This is a genomic window from Bacillus paranthracis, from assembly GCF_001883995.1.
In the GTDB taxonomy this organism is placed as follows: domain Bacteria; phylum Bacillota; class Bacilli; order Bacillales; family Bacillaceae_G; genus Bacillus_A; species Bacillus_A paranthracis.
The window spans coordinates 445,731-460,073 of the sequence record NZ_MACE01000018.1; the positions used below are offsets into that span (position 1 = coordinate 445,731).

The window sequence follows — 14,343 nt, forward strand, 5'->3', positions numbered from 1 at the left end:
TTATACATATAGTAGGATGTAGATGAAGAAATAAGATGATAAAAAGCTCGCATAAGCGAGCTTTTTATTTAATATACAGATGTATTATTTTCTGACGTATTTTCTAAAATTTCTTTTACACGTCCTAAGAACTTACCACAAATTAAACCATCTAGTACACGATGATCAAGTGATAAACATAAGTTAACCATGTCGCGAGCACCGAACATACCATTTTCCATAATTACTGGGCGTTTTACAATTGATTCAACTTGTAAAATAGCCGCTTGTGGGTAATTAATAATACCCATAGATTGAACAGAACCGAATGATCCTGTGTTATTAATTGTAAATGTTCCGCCTTGCATTTCGTCCGCTTTTAACGATTTCGTACGTACTTTTCCCGCAAGTTCTGTAATTTCACGAGCGATACCTTTAATTGTCTTCTCGTCCGCGTGTTTAATTACTGGTACAAATAGTTCGTCCTCTGTCGCAACAGCGATAGAAAGGTTAATATCTTTCTTCTGAACGATTTTATCGCCAGCCCACATTGAATTAATTTGAGGATACTCTTTTAACGCTTGTGCTACTGCTTTTACGAAGAAAGCAAAGAACGTTAAGTTAAAGCCTTCGCGTTTTTTGAAATCACCTTTAATTGAATTACGGTATGACACAAGGTTTGTCACATCTACTTCAATCATCATCCAAGCGTGTGGCGCTTCGTGTTTACTACGTAACATGTTCGCTGCGATTGCTTTACGTACACCTGTTACTGGAATTTCGATATCGCCAGGCATTGTTGGTACAGAAACTGGTTTCGCAGCTTCTACTTTTTGTGCTACTGGCGCTGCTTTTGGTGCTTCCGGACGCGCTTCTACTACTGCCGCTACCGCTTCCTCTTTCTTCGCCGCACCTGCTTGCGGAATATTTCCTGATTCCACTAGCTTTAAAATATCTTTACGAGTGATACGGCCGTTTGCTCCCGTACCTTCTACTAGATCTAAATCAACGTTATGTTCACCTGCAAGTTTTAACACAGCTGGTGAAAAACGAGGTTTTCCATCAGTTGGTTGTTTTGCTTTCGGTGCTTTTTCAGGCGTAGCTACTTCTGCCTTTGGTTCTTCTTTTGTTTTTTCCTCAACAGCTGTTGCTGCTACTTCATCTGCGCCTTCTACTTGAATCACACAAACTACTTCACCTACAGCTAACGTATCACCTTCACCAGCGATCAACTCTTTCACAATACCAGTGAAAGAAGATGGTACTTCAGCATTTACTTTATCAGTCATTACTTCTGCAAGCGGATCATATTTGTTTACGTGATCGCCAACATTAACGAGCCATTTACTAATTGTACCCTCTGTAACGCTCTCCCCGAGCTGAGGCATTGTAATATTTTCTACAGCCATGTATAGTCCCCCCGATTAAAATTCCGCAAGTTCACGCATTGCTTTTTCAACTTTATCTGGATTTACCATAAAGAATTTTTCCATTGTTGGTGCATATGGCATTGCTGGAACGTCTGGACCTGCAAGACGCGCAATTGGTGCATCTAAATCAAATAGACAGTTTTCAGCGATAATTGCTGCCACTTCACTCATAATACTTCCTTCTTTATTGTCTTCTGTTACAAGAAGAACTTTACCTGTTTTAGAAGCTGCTTCAATGATTGCTTCTTTATCTAATGGATATACAGTACGTAAATCAAGAATATGTGCAGAGATGCCATCTTGCGCTAACTTTTCAGCTGCTTGAAGAGCAAAATGAACACATAATCCGTATGTGATAACAGTAATATCATCACCTTCACGTTTTACATCTGCTTTTCCGATTGGTAATACGTAATCATCTTCTGGCACTTCACCTTTAATTAAGCGATATGCACGTTTATGCTCAAAGAATAATACTGGATCTTCATCACGAATTGCAGCTTTTAGTAAGCCTTTTGCATCATATGGTGTAGAAGGGATAACGATTTTTAAACCAGGTTGGTTTGCAAACATCGCTTCTACAGATTGCGAATGATACAATGCACCGTGAACACCGCCGCCAAATGGCGCACGAACTGTGATTGGACAAGTCCAATCATTATTAGAACGGTAACGAATTTTTGCTGCCTCAGAAACAATTTGGTTTACTGCTGGCATGATGAAATCCGCAAACTGCATTTCAGCGATTGGACGCATTCCATACATTGCTGCACCAATTGCAACCCCAGCGATTGCAGATTCTGCAAGTGGTGTATCTAGCGCACGATCTTCACCAAATTGATCATATAATCCGTGTGTCGCTTTAAATACGCCACCTTTTTTACCAACATCTTCACCTAAAACGAATACTTTCTCATCGCGTTCCATTTCCTCGCGCATTGCTAATGTAATAGCATCAATATAAGACATTACAGCCATGAAACGTTCCCCCCTATTCTGCGTATACGTGCTTCAATGCATCTTCAGGTGCTGCATACGGAGCATTTTCTGCATATTCTGTTGCTTCGTTTACGATATGCATAATTTCGTCTAACATTTGTTTTTCTGATTCCTCAGTTAACACGCCAACCTCTTTTAAATAAGCAGCAAATGTTACAATTGAATCATTTTTCTTCGCTTCTTCTACTTCTTCTTTATCACGATAAACGCGATCATCATCGTCACTTGAATGTGCTGTTAAACGATATGATACTGTTTCAATTAAAGTTGGACCTTCACCACGGCGGCCACGGTCTGCTGCTTCTTTTACAGCTTTATATACTGCAAGCGGATCGTTTCCGTCTACTGTATATCCAGGCATACCGTATCCAATTGCACGGTCTGATACATTTTTACATGCTAATTGTTTTTCAACTGGAATAGAGATTGCGTATTTATTATTTTCACACATAAAAATAACAGGTAACTTGTGTACGCCAGCAAAGTTTGCACCTTCATGGAAATCACCTTGGTTGGAAGAACCTTCACCGAATGTAACAAACGTTACTAAATCTTTCTTTTCCATTTTTCCAGCTAATGCAATACCAACTGCATGTGGTACTTGCGTTGTTACTGGAGATGAACCTGTCACAATACGATTTTTCTTTTGACCGAAGTGACCAGGCATTTGACGACCACCAGAGTTTGGATCTCCAGCTTTCGCGAAACCAGATAGCATCAGTTCTTTCGCTGTCATACCAAACGCTAGTACAACACCCATATCACGGTAGTATGGTAATGCATAATCTTTCTCTCTATCAAGAGCAAATGCTGCTCCAACTTGTGCTGCCTCTTGTCCTTGACAAGAAATTACGAATGGAATTTTACCAGCACGGTTTAATAACCACATACGTTCGTCGATTTTACGTGCAAGTAACATCGTACGGAACATTTCTAATACTTGCTCATCACTTAAGCCAAGCTCTTCATGGCGCTTTTCTTTTACTTCTGCCATTTTTCATAACCTCCTAAATCCACATTTTTATGCATGTAACGCTTTTCCATCTACAGCTAATGCTGCTTCACCAATCGCCTCAGATAATGATGGATGCGGATGAATTGTATGTGCTACTTCCCAAGGTGTTGCATCAAGTACTCTTGCAAGACCCGCTTCAGAAATCATATCTGTTACATGCGGTCCAATCATATGAACACCGAGAATATCATTTGTTTCTTCATCAACTACAAGTTTTACGAAACCATCTGATTCGCCGTATACAAGCGCTTTTCCGATTGCACGGAATGAGAACTTACCTACTTTTAGCTTATAGCCTTTTTCTTTCGCTTCTTGTTCTGTTAAACCGACAGAAGCAACTTCCGGACTGCTATATACGCATTTTGATACCATAGAATAATCAATTGGTGTAACTTCTTTACCAGCAATATGTTCTACTGCAACAATTCCTTCATGAGAAGCAACGTGAGCAAGCTGTAAGCCACCAATTACATCACCGATTGCGTAAATATGAGATTCTTTCGTTTGATAAAACTCATTTGTTTGAATGTATCCTTTTTCCACAACGATATCCGTATTCTCTAAACCAATATTTTGCGTATTGGCTTGTCGTCCTACAGATACAAGCATTTTTTCTGCTTTAAATTCTTTATTCTCACCGTTATGTTCAGCTTGAATTGTTACTCCATTATCTTTTACCAATGTTTCTGGTAATACTTTTGCACCAGTTACCACTTTAATACCTTTTTTCTTGAATAGACGTTGCATTTCTTTTGAAACGTCTTGGTCTTCTAGTGGTAGTATCGTTTTCGCATACTCTAATACTGTAACTTCTACACCGAAGTCAGCAAGCATAGATGCCCACTCAATACCAATTACACCGCCACCAACGATAATAATCGAGCTAGGAAGCGTTTCCATTTTTAGGGCATGATCAGAAGACATTACATACTCTCCGTCTAATTCTAAACCTGGTAATGAATTCGGACGAGAACCTGTTGCAATAAGTACATTTTTTGGAATTAACATTTCATTCTCTTCTCCACTTGCAAGTTCAACTGAAATTGTCCCTGGCATCGGAGAGAAAATAGATGGGCCAAGAATACGGCCAATACCTTCAAACACATCAATTTTACCTTGTTTCATTAAGTGCTGAACACCTTTATGAAGTTGCGTTACAATCTTCTCTTTACGCTCTTGTACTTTCGCAAAGTTTAGTTCTACATTACTTGCAATAACTCCGAACTCTTCGCTTTTTTTAGCAGTTGCGTATACTTCCGCACTACGTAAAAGGGCTTTACTAGGAATACATCCTTTGTGTAAACAAGTACCACCAAGATTTTCTTTTTCAACAAGTGCAGTTTTTAACCCTAGTTGTGATGCACGAATTGCAGCAACATATCCACCAGTACCGCCGCCAACGATGACTAAATCATATTCTTTTGCCATTATCTCAACCCCTAGCTACCGTTTCTTTTTCACGTACAATATATTCTTTTGGAGCTTCTTCTTCACGTAGTACACGAAGTGCCCCTTCTGCTAATGCTTGTAATTCATCTTCTCCTGGATGTACGATAACATCTGCAATCCAGTCTACTCGTTCTTTTATTTCATCAACAAGGATTTTACTGTAAGCAAGTCCACCAGTTAATACGATTGCATCGATTTTCCCGTGAAGTACAGCGCTAGCTCCGCCAATCTCTTTTGCAACTTGATATGCCATAGCTTTATAAATAAGAGTTGCTTCAGGATCACCTTTTTCAACCATTTGTTCTACTTTAATCGCATCATTTGTACCGATAAGACTTACAAGTCCACCTTGTCCGACAAGTTTTTTAATCATTTCATCTCGGTAATACTCACCAGAGAAACACATTTCTACTAGTTGCCCTACTGGTACTGTACCAGCGCGCTCTGGACTAAATGGGCCTTCTCCGTTTAAACCGTTATTTACATCGATTACTCTTCCTTTTTTATGAGCACCAACTGTAATACCTCCGCCCATATGTGTAACTAATAAATTTAAATCCTCATATTTGTGATTTAACTGTTCAGCTACTTTACGAGCAACTGCTTTTTGATTTAATGCATGGAAAATACTTTTGCGTTCCATACCAGCAATACCACTTATACGAGCAATAGGCTCCATTTCATCTACAACGACAGGGTCTACAATGAATGCCGGAATATTTAATCCAGAAGCTATTTCATATGCTAAAATGCCCCCAAGGTTTGAAGCGTGATGACCGCTAAAACCATTTTTTAAATCTTCTAACATCGCATCGTTTACTGTGTATGTTCCGCCTTCGATTGGACGAAGTAATCCCCCACGGCCACAAACTGCGTTTAATTTTGAAATGTTAATACCGTGAGAATGTAGAACTTCTAAGATCGTTTCTTTACGAAACTCATATTGGTCGATAATTCGCTTATATTTTCCAATCTGTTCTTCGTCATGACGAATAGTTTCTTCTAAAACGGGTCTTTCATTATCAAAAACACCAATTTTTGTGGATGTACTACCCGGATTAATAACAAGAATTCGATTTACAGACACTGTTGCTACCTCCACTAATAAATTCAAAAGGAGGTGGAAACCTCATAAGAGGTAACCACACCTTTTGTAAAAGTAATATATGAATGATTAGCGACGGCTAATAATGTCGTGACCGTTGCGTAAGTATGTGCTACGAGAGTTTTTCAAGCTTGCAATGCGCTCTTCAGCTAGACGATCAGCTGCTACATAAGTTGCAATGCCATCGCGTTTTGAAATTTCGATTACTTTTGCAATTGTGTCATAAATTGATTCTACGCGTTTTAATGCGCGTTCTCTATTGTATCCATATAACTCGTCTGCTACGTTAATTACGCCACCTGCATTAATTACATAGTCTGGTGCGTATACAATACCCATTTCATGAATGATGTCGCCGTGACGATCTTCTTTTAATTGGTTATTTGCAGAACCTGCAATTACTTTTGCTTTAAGTTGTGGAATAGTTTCGTCATTAACTGTTGCGCCTAATGCACATGGTGCGTAAATATCACATTCAACACCGTAAATTTCATTTGGCTCAACTGCTGTTGCACCGAATTCTTCTACTGCACGTTGTACAGCTTCTTTATTAATATCTGTAACGATTAGTTTTGCGCCTTCAGCGTGTAAATGTTTGCATAGGTGATATGCTACGTTACCAACACCTTGAACAGCAATTACTTTTCCTTCTAAATTATCAGTACCGAAAGCCTCTTTCGCAGCAGCTTTCATACCACGATAAACACCGTATGCAGTTACTGGAGATGGGTTACCAGAAGAACCGAATGATGGTGAAATACCTGTTACAAAGTCAGTTTCTTCGTGGATAATATCCATATCATCTACTGTTGTACCAACATCTTCAGCTGTAATGTAACGTCCGTTTAGTCCTTGAATATAACGACCTAATGCACGGAACATTGCTTCGCTCTTATCTTTACGTGGATCACCGATAATTACTGTTTTCGCACCACCTAAGTTTAAACCAGCTGCTGCGTTTTTGTATGTCATCCCTTTTGCAAGACGCAATGCATCTTCAATCGCCGCTTCTTCAGAATCATATGTCCACATTCTTGTTCCACCAAGAGCAGGTCCAAGTGTTGTATCATGAATTGCAATGATTGCTTTTAAACCTGATTCTTTATCTTGACAAAATACTACTTGCTCATAATCATATTTTTCTAAGTATTCGAAGATTTCTAATGCCATTGTCGTTTCCCCCTAATGTTTTACCCTATTTGGTTTATTTTGAAGCAGTGGCAACTGCCAATGCTAATGAATATACTTTTGTTTCTGCTGAATCAGCACGAGATGTTAAAACAATCGGTGCTTTTGCGCCAGCAATCATTGCTCCTACTTTTGCATCCGCAAAGTATACGAGTGATTTATATAGTACATTTCCAGCTTCAATTGTTGGGACGAGTAAAATGTCTGCCTTACCTGCTACATCACTTACTATGCCTTTATGTTCTGCTGCAATTTGTGATACTGCATTATCTAAAGCAAGTGGTCCATCAACGACACAATTTTTAATTTGTCCGCGGCGATTCATTTGAGTTAACATCGCTGCATCAATTGTCGCTTGCATCGCAGGATTCACAACCTCTACCGCTGCAATTGGTGCTACCTTCGGCAAATCAATTCCTATTGCCCGGGCAACTTCTACAGTATTTTGTATAATAGCAGCTTTTTGTGTTACATCAGGTGCAATGTTCATCGCTGCATCTGTAACAAAAATGAGACGATTGTAGTTTGGAACTTCAAATGCTGCAACGTGTGAAAGTACGCTACCTTTACGAAGTCCCCACTCTTTATTTAATACAGCCTTCAAAATATTTGCTGTTGGGATGTTCCCCTTCATAAGCACATCTGCTTCGCCATTTCTTACAGCTTTAACAGAAAGTTCTGCAGCCTCAGCACTTGACTGTGTTGCAATCACTTCAATATGTTCTGAAGTTTGTAAACTATGTTCTTGTAGCATCCCCATTATTTTTTCTTGATTTCCATATAGACGAAATTGAGCTAGCTGTAATGTAATTGCTTTCGCTACAGCTTCAATTACTTCATGATCTTCAGCTACTGCTACAGCCACAGTTTTTTTAGGCTGGCCTGCCGCTTGATCAATTAAGTGTTCTAACTTCATATTTTGTAATCAACCCTTTCCGTCGTCCCTCGTCTTTTTATTAAGCAAATACCGTGCCAACTTTCAAAAGTGGTCTTACCAATAATGAAAACGCATTCAAAACACAGTAAAATCAATACTTTGGAAAATAACAAAAGATTCTGTCTTATTTTGTCGCTTTTTGTATACCATGCAATAAATTGCACGGTACGCAATTTATTGCATGCTATTTTTTGCACACTCATACTTTTCTAGCTTGTAATATAAATTTCGAACCGAAATTCCTAACGCTCTTGCTGTTTGTGTTTTATTTCCACCAAATCTCTCTAAATATTCATGAATGATATTCCCTTCAAACTCCGTCACTAAATGCTCAAGTGGCTTTTCTTCTAACTCAGGCAATAAATGAGCTTGTTTTGACTCCACTTGCTCTTCGTTATGTAATGGCGGTAAATGTTGTACATCAATATAGGTCTCGTTATAATTCATAAAGATAATAGCTCTCCCCAAAATATTTTCAAGTTCCCTCACATTCCCTGGCCATTCATATGATTGTAAATATGAAATAGCAGAATTAGTGAGCCCCTCTATATTTCGGCCATAATCTTGGTTGATTTTTTGAATTAATCTGTCTGCGATTGCCGGTATATCCCCTTTACGCTGACGAAGAGATGGAATTTGAATTGGAATTTTATTTAATCGATAATATAAATCCTCCCTAAACTTCCCTTCTAGAATGGCTTTTTCTAAATTCACGTGCGTCGCTGCAATTACTCTGACATTGATAGGGATCGCTTTCGTTCCACCAACTTTTACAATTTCTTTCTCTTGCAAAACGCGAAGGAGTTTCGCTTGCGTATTTGCAGATAGTTCCCCTATTTCATCTAAAAAGATGCTGCCGTTATTCGCTTCCTCAAAGAATCCACGTTTTCCCCCTCTTTTCGCGCCAGAAAACGCCCCTTCCTCATAACCAAACAATTCACTTTCTAACAACGTCTCCGAAATAGCTGCACAATTTACACGAACAAACTTATTATATTTCCGATTACTTCCATTATGGATAGCATGCGCAAACAATTCTTTACCTGTCCCTGACTCCCCGCGTAACAACACTGTTGCTGGTGTATTCGCCCCCAGTTTCGCCTGTTCAATAGCAGCCGTTGTTTCATCTGAATTTCCGACAATGTCATCAAATGAATATTTCGCTTCTAACGTTCGAATGATTTGCCTTGCTCTATTCAGTTCATTTGTTAATTTTTGAATTTCTGATACGTCGCGAATTACACCGACGCTCCCTTTCAATATTCCATCCACAATAACTGGTGCTACGTTTACAATTACATCTCGCTTTTTTTGTCCGATTTTCATATGTATGCCTCGTACCGCCCTACGCGTTCGAAGTACTTTCATATGCATACTTTCACCTTCTACAATATCAGTTGTAGCCGGCTTTCCAATAATGTCCTCTTCTGTTAAACCTGTTAATTTCGTATATGCAGGGTTAATTACTAACCCTCGACCTTTTTCATCCACGACCGAAATGGCTTCCTCAGACGAGTTAATAATCGCCTCAAGTAACGTTTGAATCTCCTTTAAATCTGTAACTTCTTCCGCAAGATCTACAACCTCTGTTATATCTTTAAAAATCGCAAATGCCCCTTGCACTTCTCCTCCCTCTTTTAATATTGGAATACGGGTTGTAATAATTTTCTTTCCATTCTCAAGCGTCAGTTCATAATTTACTTCTATTTGTTTCGTACGTATAATACGAAGCAACTTACTAGTCGGAATAACTTCTAAAATATATTTCCCTACCGCATCTTCTTTTTTATATCCGATAATACGTTCTGCACTTTTATTGAATAGGCGAACTTGTCCTTCTTGATCAATCACTATCATACCGTCATGCGTAGAGTTTAAAATTAAATCACCTTGCTGCGTTTGCTCTTCTAACTTTCCAATTAAATTTTCCTTCTCATGTGCTAATCTCGTAACAATTTTTGCAATATCACCTGGTATAAGAAGAGTATCTTTATGCTTTTTCTTTAATAAATCTTTATGTAAATCATCGTCACCTGTCATATCAAACATTACATCAATGTGCATAGAAAGAAACGGAGTCACACTCTCTCCAATTGCAATCCCGTATTCCTTTGCCATCTGTAACCCTTTTGCTATCGGATTTATATCAATAATCCCTATAATTTGAAATATATTCGAACTCTGTAACAGACGCAGCAGTGTACTACCACCTTCACCTGCACCAACAATTAAAACTTTTTGTTTCATATATTACACTTCCTCTCGGAGTATCTCTGCAAAATTTTTCACACCCTTATCTTACTCGTTCAGCCCCCTCTTGACAAACCCCCTTTTCATATAACATCATTAAAATAAACAAAATAATCTGAAAAGGAGCGTTTATATGCAGCGTTACCTTGCTCTATTATTAGCACTCATCCCTATTTCATTAGCTGTGTTTGGCATTAAGTTAATGAGAGATACCGTATTCGGGATTTTATTTCCTCCACTCTCTATACTATGGTTACAATTTTTAATCGGGGCTCTCTGCTTCGCGCTCGGATTTTATATCTTTGGTGGTTTCGTCTTACACCGAGATCGTAAACGAAATAAAGTACAAGCTCGCTTTCGAAGATAGGAAAGCCCTACTATTTACAAATAAAAAAATGAGACCGTTACAAGCGGTCTCATTTTTTTATTGGCAATAATGCTCTTGCCGTTTCAGGATAATCCGTAATAATCGCCGAAATATTCATATCAAAATATTTACGCATAAGTGTTTCTTCATTAATTGTATAGGGCCGAACCTCTACATCACTTTCCATCGTTAGTTCGGCAACAGCATCTTGAAGATAACGATAATTAGGATGCACTGCTGTAGCCCCCATTTTTTTTGCATATGCCCACGGACTATGCAAACCTTCGCGATATAAAATCGCTGTTTGAATATCTGGAGCCATCATATGACACCTTTTCATACTGTAATGATTAAATGAAGAAAATATAACACGATCTTCTAGATTAAATTTCCGTACAAGCGTTATAACTTCTTCTTCTAAACCTCTGTATGGAATTTTATTATTTTTAAGTTCAATATTAAGTAACAACTCTGTTTTTTCAATCCATTTTAACACCTCTTCTAAAAGAGGTATTTTACAAAATCCTACTTTATCACCAAATTTATAACTCGCATCTAATTTACATAAATCCTCATATACATAATTTCGAACCGCACCTTTTCCATTCGTTGTCCGATTCACTGTTTCATCATGAATGACGACAACCTTTCCGTCTTTCGTTAATTGAACATCCAGCTCAATTCCATCTGTCTTAAAAGATTCAGCTGCTTCAAATGAAATCATCGTATTTTCTGGGTACGTTCCCGCTGCACCACGATGCGCAAATATAAGAGTCATCCTCACTCCCCCAATCTTATGCTATACTATACGAAAAAGGAGGTACTTCTATGAGACCATTACAAATTTCTCCAGACACTGCAGTCCGCCTATCAAAAGCACTAGGTGTTCCACTTGAACAACTTATGCATATGCCGCAGCACATTTTAATTCAAAAGTTAGTTGAATTAGAAAAACAAAATAAAGACGAAGAATAATACAGTCCTGTTTCGCAGGACTTTTTATTATTTTCTATTATATCATGGATGGCTTCCTTGCTAAAATCCCTCATTGGATATACCATGATTCAATTTAACCTTCACTTCGAACATGTACAATAAAAAGACCAACGAATTCTAACATTCATTGGTCATTAATTAAAAAGTTCATTGGTTTTAAATTTACTATCGAGTATACATTTCAAGAATTATTAAGCTTTATTAAAACTTAAATCCCTTACTTCTTCTATTCTCAGCTAGCCTTATGTTCAAGTCTCAACTTATCCGCAACCATTGCGATGAACTCAGAGTTCGTAGGTTTTGCTTTTGACATAGATACTGTATAACCGAATAAGGACGAAATAGAATCGATATTCCCACGACTCCATGCTACTTCAATTGCGTGACGGATTGCACGCTCGACACGGCTTGCTGTTGTATTATATTTCTTCGCGATATCTGGATACAATACTTTCGTAATAGATCCCAGTAATTCGATGTCATTGTACACCATAGAAATTGCTTCCCTTAAGTACATGTACCCTTTAATATGAGCAGGCACACCAATTTCATGAATGATACTCGTAATGCTTGCATCTAAGTTTTTCGGTTTTCCATCTACTGTTGTTGCTGATCGGAAAGATGGCAGTGGACGTTTAATAGTAGCGTTCGCTTTACCGCTCACTTGACGAATATGACTCGTTAAATTCTCCATATCAAATGGTTTTAATATGAAATATGACGCACCTAAGTCAACTGCTTTTTTCGTCACATCTTCTTGTCCAAACGCTGTCAACATAATTACGCTAGGCTGTCTTAACCTTTCAATATGGCGCATTTTCTCTAGTACAGCTAACCCATCTAAATGTGGCATAATAATATCTAATACAAGTACATCCGGCTGCTTATCTTTTAATAAATTTAAACACTCTTGACCATTATAAGCAGTACCAATTACTTCCATATCCTCTTGAGCAGCTACATAACTCTCTAGCATTGATACTAATTCTTTATTATCATCCACAAGACATACTTTAATTTTCTCCACAGCTTTTCCTCCCTTACCGAATCGATTCTCCGACATGTGTATCCTTCTAGGCTACATGAATTGTTCGACAATTGTGTGAAAATTCCCTTTTAAAGTTTGTTACTTTCCGATAAAATCACAAAAAAATATGTTTATCGTTTAATTATTCCTTTTCGCAACACATTCCATCATAGAAAAACAACGAAACGTTCAACCCTTTCCTTTTATTTTACAACAAAAAACACCTCTTGCGGAGCTTTTACAAAATTTCAACGAATTTTTCAATAGAAAAACGAGCTAATTATTAATTAGCTCGCTTTTCTTTCTTGATTATAAATGTTAATTCCAGCCTCATGTAACATCCATTCAATATGAACACCATATCCTGATGTTGGATCATTTACAAATACATGTGTAACAGCGCCAATTACCTTTCCATTTTGTACAATTGGACTTCCGCTCATCCCCTGTACGATACCACCTGTTTTCGCTAATAAACGTTTATCTGTTACTTTTATTACCATGCCTTTTGTTGCCGGAAACTTTTGCGGTACTGTACTCACAACTTCAATATCAAACGCTTCCACTTTATCTTGATCAATAACCGTTAATATTTTTGCCGGTCCTTCTTTTACTTGATGAGATAGTGCAATAGGCATCGCTTTATCCATTACGCCATTTGTCATATTTGTATTCAATTTGCCAAAAATACCAAATGGACTATTTATTGTAATATTGCCAATCACTTCACGATCAGGTGAGAACCTCGCTAATTTCTCCCCTGGATTCCCATGACTACCTCTTTCAATTGATGTAACTGTCGAACGCATAATTTGTCCATCTTCGACTTGAATCGGCTTTTTCGTATCATTATCAGAAATAACATGACCAAGTGCCCCATATTTCATAGAATCAGGATGAACAAATGTCATTGTTCCGATTCCAGCTGCCGAATCACGAATATATAAACCAATGCGATAAGACGATTCTCCACTGTCTTTTTGTGGTGTTAGTTTAGTGCGGATATGCTTTCCATCCCTTAGCAAAACGAGATTAAGCGGTTCACCTGTTTCCCCACTATTATGAATAAATGGTGCTACATCACTCATTCTTTCAATTGTTTTACCATTAATTTCAGTAATCATATCTCCAATTTGCACACCAGCTGTTTCACCAGGAGATACTTTCCCTTTTTCAGTTTGAATTAAATGATGGCCTACAACAAGTACCCCTTTTGTGTTTAACTTTACACCAATTGATTGTCCACCTGGAATAACTTTGAAATCTTTTAATACTCTCACATTTACTTTTTTCACTGGAAAACCAGCAAGCTGAAACACCATATCTGCTTCACCATTTTGATGAGAATTTACCATAAGTCCTTGTTTTTGTTCATTTGAACTTACTGTAAACACATGACGATCTGTAGATGAAGCTTTAAATACTGGTAATGAAGCTATTTCTGATTGTTGTCCTTCAAAAACAACAAGTTGCTTCGGAGATGAAATAAACGTCCGAAGCGGTTTAAAACACCCAATAAAAACTAAAGAAACAAGGAGAAAAATACCTATTATTTTGCGAAATCTTTCTAATTTCAATTTGTTCACTCTCCTCGCTCCTAC

At 37.9% G+C, this 14,343-nt stretch carries 13 protein-coding genes; 2 read left to right on the forward strand and 11 right to left on the reverse strand.

From position 1 onward, the window contains the following. Positions 1-68 precede the first annotated feature (68 nt). The 8 genes from BAQ46_RS08490 to BAQ46_RS08530 form a co-directional block, all read right to left on the reverse strand. Positions 69-1,388: a dihydrolipoamide acetyltransferase family protein gene (locus BAQ46_RS08490; RefSeq protein ID WP_000257652.1), complete on the reverse strand. Its 1,320-nt coding sequence runs from the start codon at positions 1,386-1,388 to the stop codon at positions 69-71. A 15-nt stretch (positions 1,389-1,403) separates the two neighbouring features. After that, the gene (gene bfmBAB, locus BAQ46_RS08495) at positions 1,404-2,387 is read right to left on the reverse strand and encodes a 3-methyl-2-oxobutanoate dehydrogenase subunit beta (protein ID WP_000290076.1); all 984 of its coding nucleotides are present in this window, start codon (positions 2,385-2,387) and stop codon (positions 1,404-1,406) included. A 13-nt stretch (positions 2,388-2,400) separates the two neighbouring features. Next, the gene (gene bfmBAA, locus BAQ46_RS08500; RefSeq protein WP_000852555.1) at positions 2,401-3,402 is read right to left on the reverse strand and encodes a 3-methyl-2-oxobutanoate dehydrogenase subunit alpha; all 1,002 of its coding nucleotides are present in this window, start codon (positions 3,400-3,402) and stop codon (positions 2,401-2,403) included. Between the two features lie 27 nt (positions 3,403-3,429). After that, a complete protein-coding gene (gene lpdA, locus BAQ46_RS08505; protein WP_001051291.1) occupies positions 3,430-4,851 on the reverse strand; it encodes a dihydrolipoyl dehydrogenase in 1,422 nt (473 codons plus the stop codon). 4 nt (positions 4,852-4,855) lie between these two features. Further along, positions 4,856-5,959 carry a butyrate kinase gene (gene buk, locus BAQ46_RS08510; RefSeq protein WP_000115774.1) on the reverse strand — a complete coding sequence of 368 codons (1,104 nt, stop codon included), beginning with the start codon at positions 5,957-5,959 and terminating at the stop codon, positions 4,856-4,858. Positions 5,960-6,046: 87 nt separating this feature from the next. After that, complete coding sequence (locus BAQ46_RS08515) at positions 6,047-7,147, reverse strand: leucine dehydrogenase (protein WP_001162675.1); 1,101 nt, start codon at positions 7,145-7,147, stop codon at positions 6,047-6,049. A gap of 34 nt (positions 7,148-7,181) precedes the next feature. Continuing rightward, positions 7,182-8,081 (reverse strand): phosphate butyryltransferase, encoded by a 900-nt coding sequence (gene yqiS, locus BAQ46_RS08520; protein ID WP_000763079.1) that lies wholly within the window; start codon positions 8,079-8,081, stop codon positions 7,182-7,184. A 195-nt stretch (positions 8,082-8,276) separates the two neighbouring features. Then, positions 8,277-10,349, reverse strand: coding sequence for a sigma-54 interaction domain-containing protein (locus BAQ46_RS08530; protein ID WP_000811008.1), 2,073 nt, complete (start codon positions 10,347-10,349; stop codon positions 8,277-8,279). A 136-nt stretch (positions 10,350-10,485) separates the two neighbouring features. On the opposite strand from BAQ46_RS08530, the gene BAQ46_RS08535 reads away from it, so the two are divergent. Next, positions 10,486-10,719 (forward strand): DUF2627 domain-containing protein, encoded by a 234-nt coding sequence (locus BAQ46_RS08535; RefSeq protein ID WP_001190187.1) that lies wholly within the window; start codon positions 10,486-10,488, stop codon positions 10,717-10,719. Between the two features lie 49 nt (positions 10,720-10,768). Here BAQ46_RS08535 and BAQ46_RS08540 read toward each other — a convergent pair whose 3' ends face one another. Continuing rightward, positions 10,769-11,497, reverse strand: coding sequence for a glycerophosphodiester phosphodiesterase (locus tag BAQ46_RS08540; RefSeq protein ID WP_000172565.1), 729 nt, complete (start codon positions 11,495-11,497; stop codon positions 10,769-10,771). 50 nt (positions 11,498-11,547) lie between these two features. Here BAQ46_RS08540 and BAQ46_RS08545 point away from each other — a divergent pair, with 50 nt between their 5' ends. Beyond that, positions 11,548-11,694, forward strand: coding sequence for a YycC family protein (locus tag BAQ46_RS08545; RefSeq protein ID WP_001247671.1), 147 nt, complete (start codon positions 11,548-11,550; stop codon positions 11,692-11,694). A gap of 253 nt (positions 11,695-11,947) precedes the next feature. Here the strand turns inward: BAQ46_RS08545 and spo0A are convergent, their stop codons facing one another. Next, a complete protein-coding gene (spo0A, locus tag BAQ46_RS08550) occupies positions 11,948-12,742 on the reverse strand; it encodes a sporulation transcription factor Spo0A (protein WP_014297988.1) in 795 nt (264 codons plus the stop codon). A 287-nt stretch (positions 12,743-13,029) separates the two neighbouring features. Then, positions 13,030-14,328, reverse strand: a complete 1,299-nt coding sequence (spoIVB, locus tag BAQ46_RS08560) for a SpoIVB peptidase (RefSeq protein WP_061132215.1) — start codon at positions 14,326-14,328, stop codon at positions 13,030-13,032. Positions 14,329-14,343: the final 15 nt, after the last annotated feature.